The organism is Halomonas sp. HMF6819 (assembly GCF_044335525.1).
GTDB lineage: Bacteria > Pseudomonadota > Gammaproteobacteria > Pseudomonadales > Halomonadaceae > Vreelandella.
The window spans coordinates 820,935-845,906 of sequence record NZ_JBIQVY010000002.1 but is presented as its reverse complement, the minus strand read 5'-3'; the positions used below and the strand labels follow the sequence as shown (position 1 = coordinate 845,906).

The 24,972-nt window shown below is 62.4% G+C and carries 24 protein-coding genes and 4 tRNA genes; 12 read left to right on the top strand and 16 right to left on the bottom strand.

The window, feature by feature from the left end; translation table 11 throughout:
* Positions 1-79 precede the first annotated feature (79 nt).
* The 4 genes from hrpA to ACGLWX_RS09975 form a co-directional block, all read right to left on the bottom strand.
* A complete protein-coding gene (hrpA, locus tag ACGLWX_RS09990; RefSeq protein ID WP_396239392.1) occupies positions 80-4,081 on the bottom strand; it encodes an ATP-dependent RNA helicase HrpA in 4,002 nt (1,333 codons plus the stop codon).
* A 96-nt stretch (positions 4,082-4,177) separates the two neighbouring features.
* The gene (locus ACGLWX_RS09985) at positions 4,178-5,872 is read right to left on the bottom strand and encodes an AMP-binding protein (RefSeq protein WP_396239390.1); all 1,695 of its coding nucleotides are present in this window, start codon (positions 5,870-5,872) and stop codon (positions 4,178-4,180) included.
* A 209-nt stretch (positions 5,873-6,081) separates the two neighbouring features.
* Positions 6,082-6,861 carry a class II glutamine amidotransferase gene (locus ACGLWX_RS09980; RefSeq protein WP_396239388.1) on the bottom strand — a complete coding sequence of 260 codons (780 nt, stop codon included), beginning with the start codon at positions 6,859-6,861 and terminating at the stop codon, positions 6,082-6,084.
* A gap of 28 nt (positions 6,862-6,889) precedes the next feature.
* Positions 6,890-7,402, bottom strand: coding sequence for a hypothetical protein (locus ACGLWX_RS09975; protein ID WP_396239386.1), 513 nt, complete (start codon positions 7,400-7,402; stop codon positions 6,890-6,892).
* A 61-nt stretch (positions 7,403-7,463) separates the two neighbouring features.
* Here ACGLWX_RS09975 and ACGLWX_RS09970 point away from each other — a divergent pair, with 61 nt between their 5' ends.
* Both ACGLWX_RS09970 and ACGLWX_RS09965 read left to right on the top strand, forming a co-directional pair.
* Entirely contained in the window at positions 7,464-9,554 is a 2,091-nt protein-coding gene (locus tag ACGLWX_RS09970; protein WP_396239384.1) for a S9 family peptidase, read from the top strand.
* 198 nt (positions 9,555-9,752) lie between these two features.
* Positions 9,753-9,887, top strand: a complete 135-nt coding sequence (locus tag ACGLWX_RS09965; protein ID WP_396239383.1) for a hypothetical protein — start codon at positions 9,753-9,755, stop codon at positions 9,885-9,887.
* 15 nt (positions 9,888-9,902) lie between these two features.
* Here ACGLWX_RS09965 and ACGLWX_RS09960 read toward each other — a convergent pair whose 3' ends face one another.
* From ACGLWX_RS09960 to grxD, 8 genes are all read right to left on the bottom strand, one after another.
* Entirely contained in the window at positions 9,903-10,349 is a 447-nt protein-coding gene (locus ACGLWX_RS09960) for a YcgN family cysteine cluster protein (RefSeq protein WP_396239381.1), read from the bottom strand.
* Between the two features lie 15 nt (positions 10,350-10,364).
* Entirely contained in the window at positions 10,365-10,964 is a 600-nt protein-coding gene (locus ACGLWX_RS09955) for an ACP phosphodiesterase (RefSeq protein WP_396239379.1), read from the bottom strand.
* Positions 10,961-11,254: a YcgL domain-containing protein gene (locus tag ACGLWX_RS09950; RefSeq protein ID WP_396239377.1), complete on the bottom strand. Its 294-nt coding sequence runs from the start codon at positions 11,252-11,254 to the stop codon at positions 10,961-10,963. Before ACGLWX_RS09950 ends, ACGLWX_RS09955 begins: the two co-directional genes overlap by 4 nt.
* Positions 11,251-12,384 (bottom strand): ribonuclease D, encoded by a 1,134-nt coding sequence (gene rnd, locus ACGLWX_RS09945; protein ID WP_396239375.1) that lies wholly within the window; start codon positions 12,382-12,384, stop codon positions 11,251-11,253. Before rnd ends, ACGLWX_RS09950 begins: the two co-directional genes overlap by 4 nt.
* Before the next feature lie 108 nt (positions 12,385-12,492).
* The gene (recR, locus tag ACGLWX_RS09940; protein ID WP_252108930.1) at positions 12,493-13,098 is read right to left on the bottom strand and encodes a recombination mediator RecR; all 606 of its coding nucleotides are present in this window, start codon (positions 13,096-13,098) and stop codon (positions 12,493-12,495) included.
* Positions 13,099-13,101: 3 nt separating this feature from the next.
* Positions 13,102-13,428 carry a YbaB/EbfC family nucleoid-associated protein gene (locus ACGLWX_RS09935; RefSeq protein WP_252108931.1) on the bottom strand — a complete coding sequence of 109 codons (327 nt, stop codon included), beginning with the start codon at positions 13,426-13,428 and terminating at the stop codon, positions 13,102-13,104.
* Positions 13,429-13,496: 68 nt separating this feature from the next.
* Positions 13,497-15,533 (bottom strand): DNA polymerase III subunit gamma/tau, encoded by a 2,037-nt coding sequence (gene dnaX, locus ACGLWX_RS09930; RefSeq protein WP_396239373.1) that lies wholly within the window; start codon positions 15,531-15,533, stop codon positions 13,497-13,499.
* Between the two features lie 136 nt (positions 15,534-15,669).
* Positions 15,670-16,026, bottom strand: a complete 357-nt coding sequence (gene grxD, locus ACGLWX_RS09925; protein ID WP_252108933.1) for a Grx4 family monothiol glutaredoxin — start codon at positions 16,024-16,026, stop codon at positions 15,670-15,672.
* A gap of 193 nt (positions 16,027-16,219) precedes the next feature.
* Here grxD and argF point away from each other — a divergent pair, with 193 nt between their 5' ends.
* On the top strand, positions 16,220-17,137 hold the full coding sequence (argF, locus tag ACGLWX_RS09920; RefSeq protein ID WP_396239371.1) for an ornithine carbamoyltransferase: 918 nt from the start codon (positions 16,220-16,222) through the stop codon (positions 17,135-17,137).
* A 114-nt stretch (positions 17,138-17,251) separates the two neighbouring features.
* Here the strand turns inward: argF and ACGLWX_RS09915 are convergent.
* A tRNA-Ala gene (locus ACGLWX_RS09915) sits at positions 17,252-17,327 on the bottom strand.
* A gap of 215 nt (positions 17,328-17,542) precedes the next feature.
* Here ACGLWX_RS09915 and uvrY point away from each other — a divergent pair.
* From uvrY to ACGLWX_RS09885, 6 genes are all read left to right on the top strand, one after another.
* Positions 17,543-18,193: a UvrY/SirA/GacA family response regulator transcription factor gene (gene uvrY / locus ACGLWX_RS09910; protein ID WP_396239369.1), complete on the top strand. Its 651-nt coding sequence runs from the start codon at positions 17,543-17,545 to the stop codon at positions 18,191-18,193.
* A 39-nt stretch (positions 18,194-18,232) separates the two neighbouring features.
* Positions 18,233-20,047, top strand: coding sequence for an excinuclease ABC subunit UvrC (gene uvrC / locus ACGLWX_RS09905; RefSeq protein WP_396239367.1), 1,815 nt, complete (start codon positions 18,233-18,235; stop codon positions 20,045-20,047).
* A gap of 95 nt (positions 20,048-20,142) precedes the next feature.
* Complete coding sequence (gene pgsA, locus ACGLWX_RS09900; protein ID WP_252108937.1) at positions 20,143-20,691, top strand: CDP-diacylglycerol--glycerol-3-phosphate 3-phosphatidyltransferase; 549 nt, start codon at positions 20,143-20,145, stop codon at positions 20,689-20,691.
* A gap of 94 nt (positions 20,692-20,785) precedes the next feature.
* Positions 20,786-20,860, top strand: a tRNA-Gly gene (locus ACGLWX_RS09895).
* A gap of 94 nt (positions 20,861-20,954) precedes the next feature.
* Positions 20,955-21,028 (top strand) — tRNA-Cys (locus ACGLWX_RS09890).
* 48 nt (positions 21,029-21,076) lie between these two features.
* Positions 21,077-21,163, top strand: a tRNA-Leu gene (locus tag ACGLWX_RS09885).
* A 137-nt stretch (positions 21,164-21,300) separates the two neighbouring features.
* Here the strand turns inward: ACGLWX_RS09885 and ACGLWX_RS09880 are convergent.
* Both ACGLWX_RS09880 and ACGLWX_RS09875 read right to left on the bottom strand, forming a co-directional pair.
* A complete protein-coding gene (locus ACGLWX_RS09880; protein WP_396239365.1) occupies positions 21,301-21,678 on the bottom strand; it encodes a hypothetical protein in 378 nt (125 codons plus the stop codon).
* Positions 21,659-21,952 carry a succinate dehydrogenase assembly factor 2 gene (locus ACGLWX_RS09875; protein ID WP_252109015.1) on the bottom strand — a complete coding sequence of 98 codons (294 nt, stop codon included), beginning with the start codon at positions 21,950-21,952 and terminating at the stop codon, positions 21,659-21,661. The genes ACGLWX_RS09880 and ACGLWX_RS09875 overlap by 20 nt, the downstream gene beginning before the upstream one ends.
* Positions 21,953-22,176: 224 nt before the next feature.
* Here ACGLWX_RS09875 and ACGLWX_RS09870 point away from each other — a divergent pair, with 224 nt between their 5' ends.
* From ACGLWX_RS09870 to lapB, 3 genes are all read left to right on the top strand, one after another.
* The gene (locus tag ACGLWX_RS09870) at positions 22,177-22,473 is read left to right on the top strand and encodes an integration host factor subunit beta (protein WP_252109016.1); all 297 of its coding nucleotides are present in this window, start codon (positions 22,177-22,179) and stop codon (positions 22,471-22,473) included.
* A gap of 116 nt (positions 22,474-22,589) precedes the next feature.
* The gene (locus ACGLWX_RS09865; protein ID WP_396239363.1) at positions 22,590-22,895 is read left to right on the top strand and encodes a lipopolysaccharide assembly protein LapA domain-containing protein; all 306 of its coding nucleotides are present in this window, start codon (positions 22,590-22,592) and stop codon (positions 22,893-22,895) included.
* Positions 22,896-24,095: a lipopolysaccharide assembly protein LapB gene (gene lapB / locus ACGLWX_RS09860; protein ID WP_396239361.1), complete on the top strand. Its 1,200-nt coding sequence runs from the start codon at positions 22,896-22,898 to the stop codon at positions 24,093-24,095.
* On the opposite strand, the gene pyrF is transcribed toward lapB, so the two are convergent.
* Positions 24,073-24,792: an orotidine-5'-phosphate decarboxylase gene (gene pyrF, locus ACGLWX_RS09855; RefSeq protein WP_252109019.1), complete on the bottom strand. Its 720-nt coding sequence runs from the start codon at positions 24,790-24,792 to the stop codon at positions 24,073-24,075. The two genes, lapB and pyrF, sit on opposite strands and share 23 nt — an antisense overlap.
* Positions 24,793-24,972: the final 180 nt, after the last annotated feature.

Below are 24,972 nucleotides of genomic sequence, written 5' to 3'. Positions count from 1 at the left end.
ATTTCCCAACCACCCAAGCCTTCGGCCCTGGTGCATCGAGCTTAATCGTCGCCCTGCGGTGTCAGGGCGCGTTGGCGCCTCAAGGGCGTGTGATCTCTTCCCACTGTTTTTCGAGGCGCTTGACCGACACCGGCATGAGCGTGCCGAGCTGCTGGGCGAACAGCGACACGCGAAGCTCCTGAATCCACCAGCCGAAGGCGACCAGCACCGGGTCCTCGACCTGGCCGCGGCGCTCGCTTTCACGCCGGGCGTCGAACTTCGCCTCCAGCGCCTGGATCTCCTTCATCATCATCTGGTCGCGCCCCCGCTCGCGCCCCGCCTTTTCAAGGCGAATCAGCGCGGCATCGAAGTACCGAGGGTACTCCGAAAGCCACTCCCCCGCATCACGGATGAAGCCAGGATAGACCAAACGCTGCATTTGCGCCCGCACATCGCTGTAGACGAGCGCCTGAGAGAAGTCGAGATTGCCCTTGAGCCGCTTGGCGAGTTCGAGATGCCCCTTAAGCGCCGCCTCGACCTCTTTTAAAAGCTTTTCTGCGCGCTCGGGCAGCTCATGTTCCACCTCATCAAGGCGGGTCTCCAGCTCCCCCGCCGAGCGCGGCAGCGGATCGATGGCCACCACCTGGGTAAACACCGCCAGCAGCACGTCGTCGATGAACGCGGACTTCGCGCCCACGTTGGTGAACAGCAGCGCGCACTTTTCAAGACGCGCCAGCGCACGGATGGCCTTGACTCGCTCACCGCGCTTGGTGATGGCAAGCCGCGCCACGCCTTCACGGTGCGCGGCATGAGCCTTGGCCGGGTGGTCGAACAGCGCCACCTTGAAGGTCTCGCCGTCGACGGTCAACGCCGGGTAAGCCTCAACGCGGATGCCGGCCTGGGTGGTCACCCGCGACTCGGGCAGCGGCGACGAGGGAAGCTCGTTCAGCGCCGGCGCCTGGGTGGCCTCTTTGGCCAGCGCCTGAGCGCCCAGGGTGGCCGCCTGCTCGAAGCGCTTTTCGAGCGCGCGCAGGTCGCGCCCCTGGCCGAGCGTCTCACCTGCGTGGTCGACCACGCGCACGTTCATGATCAGGTGCGCGTCGAGCTGATCCAAACGCCAGTCGTCCGGATGAACGCGGGTGCCGGTACGCTGGCGCAGAAACTCGCCCAGCGCCTCGACAAGCGGTCGCTCGTAAGGCACGAGCGTTTGCAGCGCAGCGTCGACCCAGTCGGGAATCGGCACCACCTGGCGGCGAATGCTCTTGGGCAAGGATTTCAACAGCGCGATGCACTTTTCGCGCAAGAGCCCCGGCACCAGCCACTCAAGCGCCTGGGCTGGCAGCTGAGAGAGCATCGCCGCAGGGACGGTGAGCGTCACGCCGTCGTCCTCGGCACCGGGGGCGAAGTGGTAGCTCACAGGGTAGGCAACGCCGCCCAGGGTCAGATAGTCCGGATACTGAGCGCGGGTAACGTCTTCGGCATCGCGCGCCTTGAGCGAGGCGATATCGAAATGCAAAAGCTCGGGTGTTTCGCGCTCGGCCTGCTTGCGCCAGTGCTCGAAACCTTTGCCGTTGACCACATCAGACGGAATGCGCTCATCGTAAAAGGCAAACAGCGTCTCTTCATCGACCAGAATGTCGCGTCGCCGCGCCCGGTCCTCGAGCGCCTCTACCTCGTCGATCAATGCGCGGTTGTGGGCGAAAAACGCGCCCTGGGTCTGGAACTCGCCTTCGACCAGCGCCCGGCGGATGAAGATCTCGCGGGACTCTTTAGGATCGATGGCACCAAAATTGACCCGCCGGCGCGAGACGATCGCAAGACCAAACAGCGTCACCTGCTCGAAGGCCACGACCTGAGCGCGCTTCATTTCCCAGTGCGGCTCGCTATAGCTTCGCTTGACCAGGTGCCCGGCCTGGGGCTCGATCCACGCCGGGTCGATCTTCGCCACGGTGCGGGCGTAGAGTTTGGTAGTCTCGACCAGCTCGAACGCCATCACCCACTTGGGCGTCTTTTTGGCAAGCCCGGAGCCCGGGTGGATGAAGAACTTGCGGTTACGCGCGCCCAAGTATTCGCGGTTCTCGAGCAGATTACCCAGATTCGACAATAGCCCCGAGAGCAGCGACTGATGCAGCCTGGCCGACGTCTTGCGCCGCGCCTGGCGCGCTTGCTCCTCGCTTTCGTCTTCGTTGGCGGGCAGCGGCCCCGGCACCTCGATGTCCATGTCGCGCAAGAGCTGCCTGAGCTGGCGGAACGTATCGTGCCACTCGCGCATACGCAGATAGTTGATGAAATGATCGCGGCACCAGCGGCGCAGCTGGCTGCTGGAGAGCGAGGCGCGGGCGTTTTCGATGCCGTGCCATAAATTCAGCAGCGCCACGAAGTCGGAGTCCGGGTCGTGCCATTTCTGGTGGGCCTGGTCGGCGGCCTGGCGCTTGTCCGCCGGGCGCTCGCGCGGGTCCTGAATCGCCAGCGCCGAGACCACCACCAGCACGTCGCGAAGGCTCTGGCGCTCGGCACCTTCGAGCACCATGCGCGCAAGCCGCGGATCGATGGGAAGCCTTGCGAGCTTGCGCCCGAGCGCGCTGATCTGCTCCTTGTGATCCACCGCGCCGAGCTCGAACAGAAGCCGAAAGCCGTCCTTGACGAAGCGGCTATCTGGCGGGTCGACGAAGGGAAACGCCTCGATGTTGCCAAGCTTCAATGAGAGCATCGACAAAATCACCGAGGCGAGATTGGTGCGCTGGATCTCCGGGTCGGTGAACGCCGGGCGCGAGAGGAAATCTTCCTCGTCATACAGGCGAATACACACGCCTTCGGCGACCCGCCCGCAGCGGCCCTTGCGCTGATTGGCGCTGGCCTGGCTGATCGGCTCGATGGGCAGGCGCTGAATCTTCGCCCGGTAGCTGTAGCGGCTAATGCGTACAAGGCCCGGGTCGATGACATAGCGAATGCCGGGCACGGTGAGCGAGGTTTCCGCCACGTTGGTGGCAAGCACAATGCGCCGGCCGCGGTGCGGAGCGAACACCCGGTTCTGCTCTTCGTTGGAGAGCCTTGCGTAGAGCGGCAGCACTTCGGTGCCCTTGAAGTCCGCACGGCGCAAGGTGTCGGCGGTTTCGCGAATTTCGCGCTCGCCGGGAAGAAAAATCAGCACGTCCCGCGGGCCGTGCAGCCAGCCGCGCTCGCGCTCCAAGGTTTCGATCTCGCCGACCGCCTGAAGGATCCCCTCCTGGAGCGTGCGATCCTCTTCGTCGTCATCGCTTCGCACCAGCGGGCGGTAGAGTACATCGACGTCATAGGCCCGGCCGGAGACCTCGACCACCGGCGCCGGCTTTTGGCCGTCGCTAAAGTGGGCGGCGAAGCGTTCGACGTCGATGGTCGCGGAGGTGATGATCACCTTGAGATCCGGGCGCTTGGGCAGCAGCCGCTTGAGATACCCCAGCAAAAAATCGATGTTGAGACTGCGCTCGTGGGCCTCGTCGATGATGATGGTGTCGTAGCGCCAGAGCATCGGGTCGTGCTGGGTTTCGGCCAGCAGGATCCCGTCAGTCATCAGCTTGACCAGGGTATTCGGCGCGCTTTGATCCGTAAAGCGTACCTGGTAGCCCACCTGCTCGCCAAGGTTCACCTCAAGCTCTTCGGAGATACGCGTGGCGACGCTGCGCGCAGCAAGACGCCGCGGCTGGGTGTGGCCAATCAGGCCCCGGCGGCCGCGGCCAAGCTCCAGGCAAATCTTGGGTAGTTGGGTGGTCTTGCCCGAGCCGGTTTCACCGGCCACGACGACGACCTGGTGATCGCGTATCGCCTCCAGAATGTCCTCGCGGCGCTCGACCACGGGAAGGTTGGGCGGGTAGCTGACAGATACGTGGGTCGAGGCGCGGCGCTCGAAATGGCGCTGGGCCTTGTCGATTTCGCGGCTTAGCTCGGCAAGGCCGCGGTCGATGGGTTTGTCCTCACGCAGACGCCGCTTGAGCCCGTCGACCCGCCGCGCCAAGCGGTGGCGGTCGCGAAGGGTCAACTCGTCGAGGGTGCGCTCGAGCTGCGTTACCTGGTCGGCGCTGGTCAAGGAGGGCGTCTCGGTGGTCACGTTAGGCTCAAATTCCATCTGGAGAAACAAAAATTCGGCCCGCCTGAAAAAGCGGGCCGAACAGTATAGCGCTTTCACTCGCAACAGGGCGAACCCAACGGGTGCCCTGCTTTTTTAGGCGTTCGCCTGCTCCTCGCCCTGCTCGTCACTTTTTTGCTCGTCGCGAAGCTCGCGACGCAGCACCTTGCCCACGTTGGTCTTGGGCAGCTCGTCGCGGAACTCGACGTACTTGGGCACCTTGTAGGCGGTCAATTCTTTCTTGCACCAGGCACGCAGCGTTTCGGCGTTGAGGCTTGAGTTTTTCGATACCACGAAGAGCTTGATTGCTTCCCCCGCGCCTTCGTCCGGCACGCCCACCGCTGCCGCTTCGACGACGTCCGGGTGGCCGGCCACCACGTCCTCGATCTCGTTGGGGTAGACGTTGAAACCGGAGATCAGAATCATGTCCTTTTTACGGTCCACGATGCGGATGTAGCCATCGTCCTGGAGCACGGCGATATCACCACTGTGAAACCAGCCGCCTTCGTCGATCGACTTTTTCGTCTCGTCGTCCTGGTTCCAGTACCCCTTCATCACCTGGGGGCCCTTGATGCAGAGCTCGCCAGGCTCACCGAGCGCGACGTCATTGCCATCGGCGTCCACGGTCTTGACCGAGGTACCCGCTACGGGCTTACCGATGGTGCCAAGCTTGATGGCGTCGGTGGGGTTGAAGCTCACCACCGGCGAGGTCTCGGTCAGCCCGTAGCCTTCTGCCACCGGGCAGCCGGTCACCTCTTCCCAGCGCTGGGCAACGGGTTTGGTCAGCGCCATGCCGCCGGAAATGGTGAGCTTTAAGTGCGAGAAGTCGAGGGATTTGAAATCGTCGCGCTGGCACAGCGCGTTGAACAGCGTATTGAGGCCGATGAAGCCGGAGAACTTGAGCTTTTTGAGCTCCTTGACGAAGCCGGGCAGATCGCGCGGGTTGGTGATCAGCACCGAGTGATTACCGGTATCCATCAAAAACAGGCAGTTCACCGTGAAGGTGTAGATATGATAGACCGGCAGCGGTGCCACGATGGTTTCGCTGCCATCCTTTAGGTGCTTGCCGATCGCCGCGCGCGCCTGGAGCATGTTGGCGATCAGGTTGGTGTTAGTCAGCATTGCGCCCTTGGGCCGGCCGGTGGTGCCGCCGGTGTACTGGAGCGCGGCCACGTCGTCCGGGGTGCGCTTGACCGGGGTGAACGCTTTCGCGCCGCCGGCTTTCATCACTTGGCGAAAGCCGGTAGCGCCGGGCAGCCGGTAGGTCGGCACCATCTTCTTGACGTACTTGACCGCGGCGTTAATCAGCCAGCGTTTCGGCACGCCGTGAAGATCGGCGAGCTCGGTGACCACCACGTGTTTAATATCGGTTTTATCGAGCACTTTATCGAGCTTGTGCGCCATGTTCGCCAGAATCACGATCGCCTTCGCGCCGGCGTCCTTGAACTGGTGGGCCATTTCACGCTCGGTATAGAGCGGGTTGGTATTGACCACCACCAGCCCCGCGCGCAGCGCACCGAACACCGCCACGGGAAACTGCAGCACATTGGGCAGCTGAATGGCGATGCGATCGCCGGGTTTTAGGTCGGTATGATGTTGTACCCAGCTGGCAAAGCGCCCGGCGTCGCGGTCGAGCTCGTCGAAGCTCAGAGTTTGCCCCATGCAGCTAAACGCGGGCCGGTCGCCGTAACGCTTGACGGCATTGTCGAAAACGTCGACGACGGAATCGAACTTGTCCAGCCCTTCAAGCGTGGGGCCATTTAAAATGGGCGCATCGGCGTGTTCGCTCATGGTGCAATCTCCGCTATCCGTGTCGATAAATGGACCGAAATTGTTGTTTTTTAGACTTTTTTTCTGAACGCTTTAGTGACCGCCTTGGCGATCCCGGGTGTTGACGTCGCTCCAAGATATACCAGGGGCGCAGGGCTGTAAAACGCTCGATTGAAACTACTGTTTCACGGCGACCCTACGCTTTGCTCAAAACTGGCGCAGTGAGCTCATTATGGTGCGTAACGCGCTTTTATGCTTCCCTCTCGCCACACCAGAAGCTCACCAGGCAGCATGGTCGTCCACACCTCGTTATGCGTCAGCGGCGCGGTGGCGATCACCGAGACCACGTCATCCGCGGTGGTGTGCTCGCTGAAATTGACCGTCATTTCGGCATCCGAAAGCTCCGCTTCGCCAAAGGGGGCGCGGCGGGTAATGTGGGCGAGTTTGGTCGAGCAGTAGCTATATAGCGATTCACCGTCGGAGAGCAGCAGGTTGAAGACGCCAAGCCCTCTCAGGCGTTCGCAGAGCGTGTGCAAAAGCGCCGCTACCGGCTCGAAGGACGCTGGCGGCGTAGGGAACGCGCAGCGAAGTTCACTTAAGATCCAGCAAAAGGCGTGCTCGCTGTCCGTCGAGCCGACGGGAGTGTAGACATCGAGCGGAAGCGTTTGCCACCCCTCGAGCTGGCCGTTGTGGGCGTAGCACCAGGGGCGGCCCCACATTTCGCGGGTAAACGGATGGGTGTTGGCCAGGCGCACGCCGCCCACGTTGGCCTGGCGGATGTGGCTGATCACTACGTTGGATTTGATCGGGTAGTCGCAGATCAGCCGTGCGATGGGCGAATCCACCGACGGGTGCGGGTCGCGAAATTCGCGGTAGCCGCCCTGTTCGTAGAAAGCGATGCCCCAGCCGTCGCGATGGGGGCCGGTACCGCCCCCGCGGTGCAGAAAGCCCGAGAAGCTAAAGCAGATATCCGTCGGCACGTTGGCGCTCATGCCCAAAAGCTCGCACATGGGGCTCTCCTTGCCAGGTTTTTTTAGCCTAGTTGATCACTGGCTCGCGACGCTTGGTGTCGCCACCCGCGTTTCGCGTCTTGGGCGCAGCACGTTTGGTGCCAGCGCTTCGCGGCGTGCGCGGTTGATCGTCATCGCCATCGTCTCGGCCGGTCGGGCCTCTTTTAGCCGTGCCACGCTTGGTCGAGGCGCGAGCGGCCGGACGGCGAACCCACCAAAGCGCCACGCCTATCAAGGCGCCCAAGGCGATACCGACTAGTAGCCAGACCAGCCCGCCCCACAGAGCCGAGGCGCTGTGTTCGAGAAAGCCAACCGCCGACACCATCGCCGCCGGTGCCCAACCGGTGTAGAACTCGTTCTCCTCGATCAGCGGCAGGCTAAAGCGCGCCGGTATCCACATCGCACCGGCCACCCCCCAAGTGAGCACTAGCCGCGGCAGGCGCGGTAAAAACGAAAACGCAAAGTACACCGCCAATAGCACTACCAGCGAAACCCCGTAATAACTTAGCCAGAGCAGTGACATTGAGCTTGTAAACAGCATAATACCCTCGTGTGGGTGAACGCACCCGCGGTTGATTTCCCGTTATGGTACCTGTCAATTTATGAAAGCACAGCCTGGCATGCGCAAAGACTCGCCCGTGGCGCGCTACTATCGCGCCGACGACCCCCAATGGCACTGGCTGGAGCAGCGCGAAGCAAGTGAGGTCGACGCCTTTCTGACCGCGGCCAACGAGGAGCACGAGCGCTGGTTTCGCCCGCTAGCGGGGCTTGCCGACACGCTCTATCAGGAAAACCTTGCCCGGCGTGAGCTCGCCGTCAAAAGCCTTGAGACCGCGCTCGACGTATTTACGTTCTGGAGTGAAACCGGTGAAGACGACGACTACCCGCGCTGGTGGCGCGCCCCGCTCGACAACCCCGGCGCCCCGGAGTGCTTTTTCGACGTGGTGGCGCGCGCAGAGGGGCACGCCTTTTTCGAGATCGGCGACATGGCACTCACCCCGGACGAGCAGTGGCTTGCCTGGACGGAAGACACCCAGGGCGACGAGCGCTACACACTTTGGCTGAAAGCGCTGCCCAACGGCGAGCCTCACAAGCTTGCAAGTGATATTGGCCCGGCGCTTTGCTGGGCGGAGGATCAAACCCCGCGTGGCGCCACGCTGCTGTTCACCCGCTTCGATGCCACCCAGCGTCCGGACAGCCTGTGGCGCTGCGCGGTGGATTTCGCCAAACCGCAGCAGGATGCCCCGGCCACGCTCGTGCTGCGAGAAGACGACGCCGAGTTCTGGCTAGGCGTGGGCAAGACGCGCTCGAAGGCCTGGCTTTTGATCGAAACCAGCGCCAAGGACACCAGCGAGATCCTCGCCGTGCCCGCCGACGCCCCGGCCACGCCGCCCACCCTGCTGCATCGGCGCGTGAAAGGCGTCGAGGCGAGCATCGACCACCGCCCCGGCGCCTTCTACCGGCTGCAAAACCAGGCCGGGCCCCACTTCGCCCTGGACGTACTCGACGAAAACGCCTTGATCGATGAAGGCGTAGAAAGCGCCGAGTGGCAAACCCTGCTTGCCCACCGGATTGATCAAACCCTCGAAGGCGTGGACGCTTTCGCTTGGGGGCTGATCGTAGCCGAGCGCGACCATCATCAGGCGCAGACGCGGCTGCGCCGGCTGGTGCTCGAAGGCAACGGCGTCGTCACCAGCGACGAAATGATCGAGCTGGTCGAGCTGCCCTGCTCTCAGCTGATGGAAGACGCCCCGCACTTCGACACCACCGTGGTGCATCTGCGCGAAGAGTCCTTCACCCGCCCGGCAAGCTGGTACGCGCTGGACCTGGACAGCGGCGAGCGCACGCTGCTTAAAACCCTGGCGGTACATGGAAGCCTCAACCCCGAACAGCTTGCCAGCCGCCTCTTTTGGGCCACGGCCTCCGACGGCGAGCGCGTACCGGTATCGATCGTGGCGCGGGCGGATCTGATCGACGCCCCGATGCCTACCCTGATTTATGGCTACGGCGCCTACGGCGAGCCGCTGGACCCCTGGTTCTCGATCGCCCGGCTTTCGCTTTTGGAGCGCGGCGTGGCGTTCGCCGTTGCCCACGTGCGTGGGGGCGGCGAACGTGGCGAACCCTGGTATTTGGACGGCAAGATGGCGCACAAGGAGAACAGCTTCACAGACTTTCTCGCGGCGCGTCAGGCGCTGGTCGACCAGGGCGCGAGTATTGAGGGCAGGATCGTTGCCTGTGGCGCCAGCGCCGGTGGGTTGTTAGTCGGCACCTGTATCAATCGCGCGCCCGAGGCGTTCTGCGCCGCCGTGCTGGACGTGCCTTTTCTCGACGTGCTGCGCACCATGCAAAACCCGGAGCTTCCGCTAACCACCGCCGAGTACAGCGAGTGGGGTAACCCGGCAGAGCCCGAGGTGTACGCGCGCATCCAGGGCTACTCGCCGGTCGATAACGTCACGCCCCAGGCTTACCCGGCGCTCTGGATCGAAGGCAGCTGGTTCGATACCCGCGTCAGCTACTGGGAGCCAGCCAAGTTCTATGCCCATGTGAGCAAAGCTCAGCAGGCCGATGCCCCGGTACTGCTCTATACCGACAGAGAGAGCGGCCATGGCGGCGCTTCCGGGCGCTTCAAGGCGTGGAAGGATGGCGCCCGCCAGGACGCGTTTATCCTGTGGGCGCTGGGCCTCACCGAGTAAGCCCGTACAACAACGTTCATTGCAGGATTCAAAAAAGCGCTCGCGGTTCTCCGCGAGCGCTTTTTATCGAGCGCCAATAATTATATGGAAACGTTTTCCAAAAATACTTTTCAGCCGAACAGGAGTGCGCCATAATAGCCGTTAGTCGCATAGACGAAAGTTTTACAACTTAACGGCGCCTCGGCGCAGGAGAGCAGCATGAAGTATCAGGAACAGTTTCTGACCATTTGGGACACCCCGGCAGCGCAGACCAACCGCCAAGCAAAAGCCGCCAAACCGCGCGTCTCGCTTTTCAAGAGCCTTTCGCTGATGCTGGTAGCGATCAAGCGCTAAATGCTTTGCCTGCCGCTAGCGAATGGGCAGCACGGCGATGATGTGCTCGTCCCACTCGCGTTCGGGCACGTCGAGCTCTGAAACCACGAAGCCGCGCACACTGATGCCCTTGCGATGAACGCGCTCGGCGTCGTTGCTTAAAAGCGGGTGCCAGCCGGCCAGCTTGCGCCCTTCTGCCACCCGGCGGTAGCCGCAGGTCGCCGGTAGCCAGTTGAATTCACGCACCAGCGCCGGCGTTAGCTGGGTACAGTCCGGCACGGTGTCGAAGCGGTTCTCGTAGTCGCTGCACTGGCAGCTGTGCGTGTCGAGCAAACGACACGCCACGTTCAACACGGCGAGTTCGTTAGTGTCGTCGTCGTGAAACTTTAAAAGGCAGCACTGCCCGCAGCCGTCACAAAGCGCCTCCCACTCGTCGTCGGTCAGCTCCTCGAGGGTGTACTTTTCCCAGAAGCGTTCGCGCATGTCATCCTCGTTCATTTAGTGGGGCAAGCCCATTTCGCTTGAAAAGCCCTTGCCAGTCGAGGCGAGCTCTTCGAGACAATCACTCCACAGCGGCTCAAACTCCGCGTTAAGCCAGCGGTAATGATGGGCAAGCCAGGGCGTCAGCTCGGCTAGACGATTGGGTCCCGAAAGCCGCTGTCCAATCCCCGCAATGGCACGGCAGGTGAAGTCGAAATCGGCGTAGCGATGTAGCCAATCCTGCTTTATCAGCGCCGGCATCATCGTGGCTAGCCGGTTGGGGGCGCCTTCACGCTCGAGCAGCGTATAGAGGCGCGTCACCAGCGCTTCGAACTCGGCGGTGTCGATCAGCTCACGCGCTAAAAAGTGATCCCAAAGAACATCCAGCGCGATGCCGGCAACGCGGCGCTGGCCCGCCGGCGCCACTGCCTTGATCCGCTTGACCCGCGCGTGGCTATCGACAAAGGCGTCGACCCGCCGATGGTGGCGAATGCCCGCCGCCACCACCGACGACCAAAGGGCAAGGTCGCTTCCCTTGACGCCATCGGCGATCACGTTGCCCAGCAAAAAGCCGTCGCTGCCTTGGCGGGCAAGCCAGGCGTGGGCCAGAAAGTTCATGAATGGCGATCGACGTGCGCGCGGTGGACGTCCAGCAGATACTCCTCTTTTGCCGGCGGCATCTGCAGGTAAAAGCCCTGGGTCTCGATCGCCTCTAGCACATCGTCGACATCTACCCGAGCGAGTTTTTTATCCGCGGTCAGAATCATGGTCAGCACCGCGACAGGCTTGCCAAAGGTCTCCATCAGCGCCTCGGGCACAGGTGCAAGGCCCTGGCGCTTGTCCACGTAGAGATACATTTCTTCCTTGCGCGAGCTTTTGAATATCTCGCAGACCAGCTTGTCGCTCATACTCCGCTCTCCTGTAGCGCCTGAGACAGCGCATCGTTCAAACACTCCCCCCGCCAGCCGCCGGGAAGCGTCGGCGTTTCTCCGGCCATGTCCTGCATCACCAGCGCCTCGATGTCGCGCCGCCTGAGCAGCACTTCCGGGGCGATTTCCAGCGCCGCCGCCTTTGCGCTGATGACTTTCTTGAGCGCCTTGAAGCGGCGTTTGAAAGCCGGCTGCGCCGGGTCCGGCCAAGGCGCGGGCAGCGCCTCTTCCGGGCAGTGGCGGGCCTGCTTGACGAACTCGAGCAGCGTATCGCCCTCTTTTTTGACGAAAGCCGGCTTTACGCCTTCGACGCCCGCTAGTTCGAAGCGGTTTTTGGGCATCGCCTCGGCCACGGCAAATAGAAGCTTGTCGCTGGCGAGCCAGTTGCGCGGCAAGTCACGCCGGCGGGTTTCGCCTTCACGCCAGGCCGTCATTCGCTGGTAGGCCTCGATCGCCCGGGGCGGCAGGCGCCAGAGCTGGCGCTGGCGGGTGTACCAGAGCGCGTCGCTTTCGCTGCTGCGCTCGGCCTGCTCCAGTACCGCTGCGCACTCCTCTGCCAGCCACTCCCGGCGGCCCAGGCTTTCGAGCTTGCCCGCCTGTAGTTCCCAAACCCGCAGCAGATAGATGACGTCGAGGGCGGCGTAGTCGCACTGGCTCGGCGTCAGCGGCCGGAGCAGCCAGTTCGAGCGCGTCTCCTCTTTCGGCAGAGTCTCGCCGGCCCAGTGCTCGACCAGTTTTTGATACCCCATGGCGGGCACCTCGCTCAAAAGCGCCTGAGCGATCTGGGTATCCACCAGCGGCGTCGGCAGCACGCCCGCCCAAAGCTGGAAAATCTCCAGATCCTCGCTGCCCGCGTGCAGCAGTTTGAGCGCCTGGTTTTGCAACAGCGCCCTGAACGCTTGAGTGCAGGGTGTGGCGACCGGGTCGATCAGGTAGGCAAGATCGCCGGCGCAAAACTGAATCAGCGCCGGAATCGGAAAAAAGGTGTTTTCGCGGAAAAACTCCGTATCGAGCGCGATCACTCTGGCGGTCTCGACCTCCTGACAGGCGGCGTCGAGCTGCTCTGCGGTCTCGATCCATCGATAGGACGGTTGAGTTAAAACGGACACGGTAGACTTCCCTGTGGTGGCGCCAAAAGCGGCCTGGGTGGTAACGGTAAACGGCGCCTCACAGCAGGCTCGCCGCGGGCGCAAGGCAGACCTTCGAGCGTAATGTGGCTATTCGAGACCGAAAGGCAGGCGGCCGTTGAACGCGCGGCTGAGCGTGCCGCCATCGACGTACTCGAGCTCGCCGCCCATGGGTACGCCGTAGGCGAGCCTGGAGAAGGCGACGCCGTACTGGGCGAGCTGCGAGGCGATGTAGTGCGCGGTCGCCTCGCCTTCGACGGTGGGGTTGGTCGCCAGCACGATCTCGCGGATATTGCCGGCGCTGACGCGCTCCTCGAGCAGATCGAGCCCGATCGCTTCCGGACCGATACCGTCGAGCGGCGACAAATGGCCGTGAAGCACGAAGTAGCGCCCGCCAAAGCCGCCCGCCTCTTCGATGGCGAGCTGGTCCGCCGGAGACTCCACTACGCACAGCACGCTGTCGTCGCGCCGCGGGCTTTCGCACAGCGCGCACACCTCGGCTTCGGTGAGCGTGCGACAGCGCTGGCAGTAGCCTACTTCGCTGATGGCGCGCTCGATCACCTGGGACAGACGCTGGCCGCCCTCGCGCTCGCGCTCGAGCAAATGCATGGCCATACGCTGGGCGGTCTTGGGCCCAACGCCTGGCAGCACCCGAAACGCTTCGATGAGCTGTTCGATGAGCGGGGAAAAACGCATCGCTTAAAACGGCATCTTGAAGCCGGGCGGCAGATTCAGGCCCTGGGTAGCCTCTTCCATGCGCGCCTTGGAGTTGGCTTCGACCTTGCGCACGGCGTCGTTGACCGCCGCGGCCAGCAGGTCTTCGAGCAGCTCCTTGTCCTCTTCCAGCACGCTCGGGTCGATGGTGACGTCGCTCACATCGTGGCGACCGTTCATGGTGACTTTCACCATGCCCGCACCAGCCTCGCCGAAGACTTCGGCTTTCGCCGCTTCTTCCTGGACCTGCTGCATCTTTTCCTGCATTTCCTGGGCCTGCTTCATCAGGTTGCCCATTCCGCCTTTAAACATGGTGTCTACTCCCTGGTGGTCAATCGGTGCGGCTTGAAAGCTTAGCGTAAGCCGCAAACGCCGGGCTGTCATGGCGACGTCGAGGTTTTTGGTTTGACGCTCTCTTCGTTGAGCGTTGCGCCAAAGGCCTGACGTAGCTTCTGTATATTGGGGTCGCGCTGCAATAGATCAACGGCGCTGGCGTGGCGCTCGCGCTGAAAGCGCAGCGACTGGTCGCGTGGGGTTTCTAGCCGGGTGTCGAGCTCGCCTACCTCGAAACTCACCGCGCGTGAAAAGCCTTGACCGGCGAGCGCCTTCTCCAGGCGCTGCTGGTGTACGTCCGCCTGCATCGCCGACTGACTCGGGTCCAGGGTCAGCACCAGCGTGCGCCCATCGTCGCTTGCCAGCTGACAGTGCGCAGCCAGGCTGCGGGTCAGGCCTCCAAGGCCGAGCGCGTCAAACAGCGCAAGCCACCCGGCGTGGTCGAGCCGCCCGCCTGGCGCGGGCGCGGTTTTAGCCGCCGCAGCGTCGCTGGGCGCCTGCTCGTCGGCTGGCTCTTGAACTTGCCGGCCCTGTGTCTGAGCGCTCTCGGCGGGCGCATCCGGCGCAGGTGCGCTTTCTGCAAAGGCATCCTCTGATGGCGCGTCCTGTACATGCCCGTCCTCGACAGGCACGTCCTGTACAGGCACGTCCTGCTCATCGAAGTCGGGCACGTCGGCGTCAACCGCGATGGGAGTATCCGGCACGAACGCCGGAGCGGCGGACTCGGGCTCGGGCTCGGGCTCGGGCGCTTCAGTATGCGCGGCGGTGTCGTCCATCGCCCAGGGGGGCGGCGTTTGATCGATCGGATCCGGGGTTTCCTGCGCCGGGACGCTTTCGGGCGCTGGCTCGAACGCCGCCGGGGCAGGATCAGGCTTTTTTGGCGTATCGGCCGCCGGCTCGTCGTCGGCGGGTGTAGCCGTCGTTGCTTGCGCCATGGGTTCCGAGCGCAGCGGCAGCGGCGTTTTCGGCGGCCGGGGCACGCCCTGGGGGCGAAACGCCAGCATACGTAAGAGCGTCATTTCCAGCGCGCTGCGCAGATCCGGAGCGTGCTCCATATCGCCGCGGCCCTGAATACCGATCTGATAGTAGAGCTGGATATCCTCGGCGGTGAAGTGGCCCGCGAGTTCGAGAATGGTCTCGCGGTCGCCGTGGCTGTTATCCACCGCACCGGGCACCATCTGGGCAACGGCGAGCCGGTGCAGAATACCGGTCAGGTCGTCGAGCACCGCGGCGAAGTCCGGCCCCTGCTCGGAAAGCGTGGCGACTTCGGCAAGAATCGCCTGTACGTCGACTTCGGCCAGCGCCTTCGCCAGCGCCAGGATATGGCGGTGATCGAGCGTGCCCAGCATCGCGGCGACATCGGCGTGGCGCACTGCGCCCTGGCCAAAGGCTATCGCCTGGTCGGTCAGGCTCATGGCGTCGCGCATCGAGCCTTCGGCGGCCTTACCCAACAGCCACAGCGCGCTTTCGTCGAAGGCCACGCCCTCCTGGCCCAGCACGAAGGTCAGGTGTTCGACCACCCGCTCCGGCGGCATGTGTTTGAGGGTGAACTGCAAACAGCGCGACAGCACCGTCGGCGGAAGCTTTTGCGGGTCGGTGGTGGCGAGCAGGAATTTAACGTGCGGCGGCGGCTCTTCCAGGGTTTTCAGCAGCGCGTTAAAACTGCTCGTCGAGAGCATGTGCACCTCATCGATGAGGTACACCTTGTAGCGGCCTTGGGTAGGCGCGTACTGCACGTTATCCAGAAGCTCGCGCGTGTCCTCGACCTTGGTGCGCGAGGCGGCGTCGACCTCGATCAAATCGACAAAGCGGCCTTCATCGATGGCGCGGCAGCTATCGCACTGCCCGCAGGGTGTCGAGGTAACGCCGTCGTCGCCTTCGCCATTGGCAGTGCAGTTTAGGCACTTGGCCAGAATGCGCGCCAGCGTCGTCTTGCCGACCCCGCGGGTGCCGGTGAACAGGTAGGCGTGATGAAGTCGCCCCTGGTCGAGGGCGTTGACCAGCGCGCGCTGAACATGGGTCTGCCCCACCAGCTCGTGAAACGTACGCGGGCGCCACTTGCGGGCCAGAACCTGATAGCTCATTGAGCACTATTTCCTTTGGCGGGCTGACGCCCCCGGCTGCTTGCGCCGGGGAGGCCACTTCAAACGATCTGTCGAATGGCGAGCGGCCATTCTAGCGGCTGGGAGGGAGCCCGCCAACCGCGGGCCGGTGTGCGGGTTACTCGCTCGGCGCGTCGCTGCCTTCAGATGCGCTGGCGCGCTGGCCGGCTTCCTTGATCAGCTTCTCGAGCTCACCGCTTTGATGCATTTCCATCACGATATCGCAGCCGCCGACCAGCTCGCCTTCGACCCACAGCTGCGGGAACGTCGGCCAGTTGGCGACCTTGGGCAGTTCGCTGCGGATATCCGGGTTGTCCAGCACGTTAACGAACGCGAAACGCTCGCCGCAGCTCATCAGCGCCTGAACGGTTTGGGCGGAAAAGCCGCACTGGGGCAGTTGGGGCGTGCCCTTCATGTAGATCAGAATCGGGTTTTCGCTGATTTGGCGCTGGATGTTCTCAACCGTTGTGCTCATGGAGTGCTCCTTCGATCGGTGGCGCGTTCATCTAGTGTACGCAACTCGTCACGTCTTTAAAGAGTACCGCCATAAAGCGGTACCTGAGTAAACTGCTCGGCTTTATCAAGCGCCCTATTCTACGCATGCAGGTGGCGTTGCGCATCCCCCGCGCCGTCGCTAGGATGGGGTATTTACCCGGAGAGACGTTATCATGGCGACCCGCCATTTTCTGACCCTGCTGGATCTGAGCCCGGACGAGCTCGACTACCTGATCGACCGCGCCATCACCATCAAGACCGAGCTCAAGGCCGAAGGCCCGGTTTACACGCCGTTCAAGAACCGGACGCTGGCGATGATTTTCGAAAAATCCTCGACCCGTACGCGCGTCTCGTTCGAGACCGGCATGACCCAGTTCGGTGGCCACGCGCTGTTCCTCTCGCCTCGCGATAGCCAGCTTGGTCGCGGCGAGCCGATCGAGGACACCGCGCGAGTGCTCTCGGAAATGGTCGACGCGGTGATGATTCGTACTTTCTCCCACGAAGGTATCGAAACCTTCGCTGGCGCAAGCTCGGTGCCGGTCATCAACGCTCTGAGCGACGATTACCACCCCTGCCAGCTGCTCGCCGATGTAATGACCTGGAAAGAGCACCGAGGTAGCGTCGAAGGCCGCACGGCGGTATGGGTAGGCGATGGCAACAACATGTGCCACTCCTGGATCAACGCCGCGCGCCAGTTCGGCTTCAACCTGCACGTTTGCTGCCCGAAAGGCTACGAGCCGCGCGCCGACATCCTCGAAGCCGCAGGCGATCGCGTGACGCTGTTCCACGACCCGGTCGAGGCGACCCGTGGCGTCGATTTGATCACCACCGATGTATGGGCCTCCATGGGCCAGGAAGAGGAGCAGGCCAAACGCGAAGCCGACTTCGCCGGCTTCCAGGTCACCGAGGCGATGCTGGACGCCGCCGCCAATGACGTACTCTTCTTGCACTGCCTGCCCGCTCACCGCGGCGAAGAGATCAGCGAGACGCTGCTCGACGACCCTCGTGCAGTGGTTTGGCAAGAGGCCGGCAACCGGCTTCACGCGCAAAAAGCGCTGATGGAGTTTTTGCTGCTGGGCCGCATCGGCTAGGTTTTGGTGCGTCCGGTCACCGTGCCGGACGCTGCTTGAAGCCCTGAGCCTTTAACCCTGGGCTTAAGTAGCGCACACGAAAAAGCCCCGCTCGACGAGCGGGGCTTTTAAATCTGGTGGAGCCTAGCGGGATCGAACCGCTGACCTCAACACTGCCAGTGTTGCGCTCTCCCAGCTGAGCTAAGGCCCCAGAACAACCGGCGTTTTTTTGCCGAGTGCGCGGCGAATACTAAGCAATAAATTGCTTTCAGTCAAGGCTTGCGCGGGTTTTATATTTACTAATTCTCCTTTGGCAAAAGCTATGGCACCCTAGGCTCGAACCCTAGGACCGAGCCCCAGGCCACCGACGGCAGAAAAAACGTCGAATAACACAACGTGTGAGTGCATGTATGCAGGAGCGACCACGTGATTAACGTTCTCATCGCCGACGACCACCATCTGGTAAGAAGCAGTATCGCGCACCTTTTGAACGAGGAGCGCGATATCACGATTGCAGGCGAAGCCGTCGACGGCGAAAACGCGGTCACGCTTTGTCGTCAGGTCAAGCCGGATCTGGTGTTGATGGATATCCGAATGCCCGGCATCGGCGGGTTGGAAGCGACCCGGCGCATCTGTCGAAGCATGAAAAACGTGCGCGTGCTGATTCTAACGGCCTACATGGAAGACAGCATTTTAAGGCGCATGCTGGAAGCTGGCGCCTCAGGCTTTTTGAGCAAGAGCGCCAACACCCAGGAGATGACCAAAGCGATCCGCCAGGTCCACAGCGGCGGACGCTACGTAAGCCAGGAGATCGCCCAGCGGCTGGCGCTTGCCCACTTCACCGAAGAGCGCAGCCCATTTCGCCAGCTCTCGCCGCGCGAGCTTCAAATCGCGCTGATGATCGTCAACTGTCAGCGGGTCCAGGACATCTCCGAACGACTGCATTTGAGCCCTAAAACGGTGAACACCTACCGCTATCGTCTGTTCGACAAGCTGGCGGTGACCAGCGACGTGGAGCTGACCCATCTGGCGCTTCGCCACGGGCTGGTCGAGGGCTTTGACGCGCGCGAGGGTTAGGCCTAACATCCACTGCTCGCTCACGCAGATCCAGGTTCCATGACTTTCGATGCCAAGCAATTTTTGAGCTCGGTAAGCACCTCCCCCGGCGTTTACCGCATGCTCGACGATCAGCAAAACACGCTCTACGTCGGTAAGGCGAAAAGGCTCAAGGCGCGCCTGGCGAGCTACTTTCGCGGCCAGCTCAACGCCAAGACCCAGGCGATGGTGGCGCGGATTGCCGACGTTCAGGTCACCGTCACGCGTACCGAAACCGAGGCGCTGCTGCTCGAGCAAACGCTGATCAAGGAGCTGCGCCCGCCCTACAATATCCTGCTGCGCGACGACAAATCCTACCCGTTCGTGTTCGTCACCGACCGCCACGCTTATCCTGCGCTTGAGTACAAGCGCGCTCGCCAGCGCCGCGGCGACGGCCGCTATTTAGGCCCCTACCCTAGCAGCGGCGCAGTGAAAGAGAGCCTGACGCTGATGCAAAAAATCTTTCGCATCCGCAACTGCGAGGACAGCGTTTTCGCCCACCGCAGCCGGCCCTGCCTTCAGTACCAGATCGACCGCTGCAGCGCGCCCTGCGTGGGCTATATCTCACAAGAGGAGTATCAGCGCGACGTCGAGCACGCAGTGATGTGCCTGGAGGGTAAAAGCGACAGCGTCACCGAGGCGCTTGGCCGCGATATGGAAACGGCGAGCCAGGCGCTCGACTTCGAGGAGGCCGGGCGGCTTCGCGACCAGATTTCGAAGCTCAGGCAGCTTCAGCAGCGCCAGTTCGTCGACAACGAAAGCGGCGACGCGGACATCTTCGCCCTTGCCCACCGCCCCGGCGCTCAGGGCGTTTCCATCATGAGTATCCGCGATGGAAGGCTGCTCGGCGCGCGTCACCATACGCCGAAAAACGATCTCGAGCTCTCTGATGAGATGCTGTTGACCGATGTGGTCAGCCAGTACTACTTCGGCCAGCCCCACAACGTACCCGCCGAGGTGATCACCAGCCACGCTTTAGACGACAGCCAACTGATCGCCGATGCGCTCAGCGAGCAGGCCGGCAAGAAGGTACGCGTGGCCCACCAGGTGCGCGGCCACCGCGCCCAGTGGCAAAAACTCGCCATGACCAACGCCGAGCAGCAGCTCGCCTCGCAATTGGCCAACAAGACCCAGCTCATGGCCCGCTTCGAGTCGCTGCAAAAGGCGATGGGGCTCGAGAATACGCCAGCGCGGTTGGAGTGTTTCGACATCAGCCATAGCCAGGGCGAGGCGACCGTGGCGTCGTGTGTGGTGTTCGACCAGCAGGGCCCGCGTAAAAGCGACTACCGCCACTTTCGCATCGAAGGCGTGGCCGCCGGCGACGACTATGCCGCCATGCAGCAGGCGCTGACAAGGCGTTTGAAGCGGGTTAAAAGCGGCGAAGCGATCGCGCCGGACATCCTGATCGTCGATGGCGGCAAGGGCCAGCTCAACATGGCGCGCGGAGTGATCCAGGAGCTCGGCGTCGAAGGCATCACGCTGTTGGGCGTTGCCAAGGGCACCACGCGCAAGGCAGGACTCGAAACGCTGTTTCTGGAAAGCAGCGACAACCCGATGCCGATGGACCCGGCCTCACCAGGGCTGCACCTGATTCAGCACATTCGCGACGAGTCGCACCGCTTTGCCATTGCCGGCCACCGCGCCCAGCGCGACAAGGCGCGGCGCACCTCGACCCTGCAGGACATTCCAGGCGTTGGGCCCAAGCGCCGGCGCGAACTGCTACGCTTTTTCGGCGGGCTTCAAGGTGTACAGAAGGCAAGTCAAGACGAGCTTGCTCGCGTGCCAGGCATCAGCGCGACCATGGCCGCGTCGATATACCAGGCGCTCAACGGATAAAGGTCTTTGCGGCATGGATGCCGCGCCCCAAGGCGGATAGAATAGCCCTACATACGTTTGATTTTCTGATTCTCCGGCAAGGATCGCGCCCTGCGATGAACATACCCAACATATTGACTCTGGCAAGAATCGTTTTCATTCCCCTTATGGTCGTGCTCTTCTACCTGCCTTACAGCTGGAGCATGCCGCTAGCGGCGGGTCTGTTTGCGCTCGCCTCGATCACCGATTGGCTCGACGGCTATCTGGCGCGGCGGTGGAATCAGTCGACGCCCTTTGGCGCCTTTCTGGATCCGGTGGCGGATAAGCTGATGGTCGCGGTGGCGCTGGCGCTTTTGATCGAGCGCTTCGACACCGCGCTTTTGACGCTGCCGGCACTGGTCATCATCGGGCGTGAGATCGTGATCTCGGCGCTGCGCGAGTGGATGGCGGAAATGGGCAAGCGCGGCATGGTCGCGGTCTCCTGGATAGGCAAGCTCAAGACCACGCTGCAGATGGTGGCTCTGCTGGTGCTGCTCGCCTTCCCCTCCGGCCACGCGCTGGCAATGGTCGGCATTGCCATTTTGTACGTGGCGGCGGTGCTCACGCTGTGGTCGATGTTTCAGTACCTGCGGGCGGCCTGGCCGCACCTGAGCCGCTCGATGTAAGCGTTTGCTGAACGCGCGATATCTTATTGGTCGCATTGATCATTTCAGCGATTGACAAGCCCGCGTTAGTGCGTATAATTCGCCCTCGAGTCGAGCGGGAATAGCTCAGTGGTAGAGCATCGCCTTGCCAAGGCGAGGGTCGAGAGTTCGAATCTCTTTTCCCGCTCCATTTTGACTCTAAGCGTAGGTAGCAGGATCAAGAAAAGTCGAGAGCTGGTGCGCCAGTCCGATCAAATCTCTTTTCCCGCTCCAACGACTTGTAAGGCTGGATGGCAGAGTGGTTATGCAGCGGACTGCAACTCCGTGTACGCCGGTTCGATTCCGACTCCAGCCTCCATATTTTCGATAGCAGCGACCAGATGCCCTCCATCGCCTGCTGCTATACGCCCGGATGGCGAAATCGGTAGACGCAAGAGACTTAAAATCTCTCGGGGGTAACCCCGTGCCGGTTCAAGTCCGGCTCCGGGCACCATCCATTATCTCCCGCTATTGAACGATCTCGAAGCCTTGCTTTACGTATCACCTCATGATCGTCTGACCTGTTTGCGCAAAACCTCCCCCGACTTTCATAACCCTGATCTCTTGTCATCGGCCTGTCCGTCAGCCGGGCTAACGACCAGGGCGGTGCAGTAGCCGGCGAAGCGCACGATGATCGCCGGCCGACACGCTATCCGACCAGAGCCAGAGTCGCGCGCCGCCCACGTCCAGCCCCAAAAGCCAGGGCCCGAGATAGTGACAGCGAAGCAAAACGGCTTCACTGGGCTCGCCGCACGCTTTTATCCAGCGCGCATAAAGCACCTCATCGAGCGCTTGAATCGAAAGCGCACCCGCAGGCTGGGCGCGCGCGTGCAAGGCGACCGCTCCCAGCAGTAAAAGCCAAACGGCAAGCACTAGAGGCGGCGGGGCGAACGTCAGCCCCACGCCCGCAAGCCCCGATGCCAGCAGCGCATGGATCGCTAGCGGATAGTTAGAGCGTACGATAGGCACTGTTATCGGTGGTTTCGGCATGCTCGACGATCATCTGTACCAGCCGGCGCAGGTCCGGGTCGGTGGGCCACTCGCGGTGCATCAGCCAAACGAAGAGATCCTGGTCCTCCTCCTCGATCAGACGCTGATAAACCAACCGGTCCTCTTTGGAAAGCGAATCGAAGCGCTTTTCGAGAAAAGGAATCAGCAGCAGATCCAGCTCCCACATGCCGCGACGCGAATGCCAATAAAGCCGTTTACGGAGGATGGCCTCCGGGGAAGTGTCATCGCTCAACGTGGACCTCTATCAAGTCTTGAATGGAAAGCCAGTATACCTGAGCCAAAGGGTCGCGCCAGGGGCCGGCTTCGCCTATGCTGTTATTCGACCTAGAACCTTGTTTTAACTAAAGTACCTTGTTTTGCCCGAATTGTTTTATCACCCGATGCGCAGTATGCTGAAGTAGATGTTATTGCGGCCGTAAGCGCATACGACCTTTAACGTTTGCAGGGAGCCAACCGATGACCAAATCTGAATTAATCGAACAAATCGCGATGCGTCAACCGGAGCTGTCCGCCAGGGAAGTCGAAACGGCGGTGCGTATTATCCTCGACGACATGACCGACGCCCTCTCCAGCGGCGGCCGCGTCGAAATTCGTGGCTTTGGCAGCTTTTCGCTGCACTACCGCGAGCCGCGGGTTGGCCGCAACCCCAAAACCGGCGACCCGGTGGATCTCGAGGGCAAGTACGTCCCCCACTTCAAACCGGGCAAGGAGCTGCGCGAGCAGGTCGACGCTAGCCGTGCGCTGGGGTATTGAAGCCAAACCACTCGAGACGGGCCGAGAGCATTGTCGGGGATGACGCCGCGCCCTGACTCATACACAATAGAGCCCTCTGCACGTAAAAACTTGCACGTTAAAACCAGGAACTTCTCATGCGCTGGATCAAAGGGCTTTTACTAGCCATCGTATTACTCGTGGTGCTGCTGGTCGGCATCCTGTTTGCCGTGAACAACCAGCAGGCGATTGCCCTGAATCTGATCTGGACCGAACTCCCCCCAATTTCGCTATCGGTATGGCTTCTGGCCACGCTGACACTCGGCGTCATACTGGGGATGCTGGCAATGCTGGGTGTCTACATTCGACTGAAAGCCCGCCTAGCGCGCAGCGAACGACACAGCAAGCACCAGCAAAAAGAGCTTGATCGCCTTCGCACTCAGGAGTTCAAGGAACTGGCTTAAATGCAGGATGTCGCGCTGCTCGGCGTGCTTTTCGCTGCCCTGGCCATTGGCTTCGGGCTTGGCGTACGCCATCGCGCCGGCAAGCGTCTCACCCGACCGGCACCCAAAGCGCCGGCGCTGTCGAAAGAGTATTTTGTCGGGCTCAACTATTTGCTCAACGAGCAGCCCGATGAGGCGATCAACACCTTCATCAACGCGCTGGACGTCAATAGCGACACCGTAGAGACGCACATTGCCCTGGGCAAGCTCTTTCGCGCCCGGGGCGAAGCGGACAAGGCCGTCAGCATTCACCAGAACCTGCTCGCCCGCCCCGCCCTTTCAGTCGCGACCAACGATCACATCCAGCTCGAACTCGCCCAGGATTTCATCGCACTCGGCGTACACGACCGTGCCCAGCGGCTTTTGAAAACGCTGCTCAACCACACCACCGACGACACCTACCGGCTGAGCGCCAAGCGCCTGCTGCTCGATCTGCTCGACCGTGAACGCGAATGGCAGGAAGCACTGGAGACCGTTGGCCCCATCCTCAAGCAGCAGCCCGCCCTGCGCTGCCCGGCCGCCCACTGGCTGTGCGAGCTTGCCGTCGAGGAGATTGGCGAATCGAGCCGCGCACTTGCTCGAAAACATCTCAAAAAAGCGCTGCAGATGGACGAGAACTGCGTGCGCGCAACGCTGCTTTATGCCGAGCTCGAAATGGAAAACGGCCACTATCAGCGGGCGATCGACTGGCTCGAGCGCATCCCCCATCAGGATATTGCGCATATACCCACCATGCTGACTGCCTTAAAGCGCGCCTACGAGCGCCTGGAAAACCTGGCAGGCTTCGAGGCGCATCTTTACCGGCTGCTGGGTCAGGCGCCTTACACCAGCGTGATCGTGGCGCTGGGCGAACTCGTCCATCGCCGTGACGGCGTCGACAGCGCCATCGAGCGCACCGGCGAGTGGCTGCGCGAGGCGCCGAGTCTGGGCGGTCTCGACTACCTGATCGATTTGTATCTGGAAAGCGAGCGGCTAAACGGCAAGACCTCGCCGGATACCCGGCTGCTGCTGCTGAAACACCACACCGGCGCTCTGCTCGAGGGCCGGCCGCGCCAGCGCTGTCGCCACTGCGGTTTCACGAGCGATCATCTGGTGTGGCAGTGCCCCAGCTGCCGACGCTGGGGCACGATCAAACCGATTACCGGGATCGAGGGCGAGTAGCGCCAGCGATGTCGGCCTCGATAGCCTTGAGCGCCGCCATGGGCTCCTCGGCCTGGGTGACCGGGCGCCCGATGACCATATGGGTACTGCCCGCGGCTAACGCCGCGCTCGGGGTCATGACGCGCGACTGATCATCGAGGGCGGCAGAGCGCGGGCGAATGCCCGGCGTCACTTTCAAGAACGCCTCGCCGCAGATGCTCTCGACCGCCGAAGCCTCCTGAGCAGAGCAGACCACCCCGGCCAGACCGCTTTCATGGGTCAGCCTTGCCAGCCGCATCACCTGCTCGTCGAGCGCCCCGTTCACGCCGATATCATTAAGCGCCTCGCCGCTCATGCTGGTCAGCACGGTCACAGCGATCAGGTGGGTTTTCAAACCGCTCTGGCGCAGTCGCTCGGCCGCAGTCTCCATCATCGCCCGGCCGCCACTGGCATGCACGTTCACCATCCACACGCCCTGCTCCGCCGCCGCCTGCACGGCGCTGGCCACGGTGTTGGGAATATCGTGGAATTTGAGATCGAGAAAAATCTCGAAGCCGCGCCCGTGAAGCGCCTCGAGCACCGCCGGGCCGCTGCGGGTGAAAAGCTCTTTACCCACTTTCACCCGGCAGCGGGCCGGGTCGAGCTGGTCGGCCATGCATAGGGCCTGGTCCAGCGAGGGGTAATCGAGGGCGATGATGAGGGGAGAATCGGTTGCCACGGGCGCGCTCCTTGTTTGAACCGCGCCATTATACCAGCCTTGCCCCGCGCTTTCGTGTAAGCGATCTCAGGACCGAACCTGGGCATCTGCTTACAGAAGCCGTCGCGTTGAGATGACGGCGGAGTGACAAAAGACTTGCCAGGTTGATCAGGAGCCGTGCCGGCGGGGACCGGGCGGACG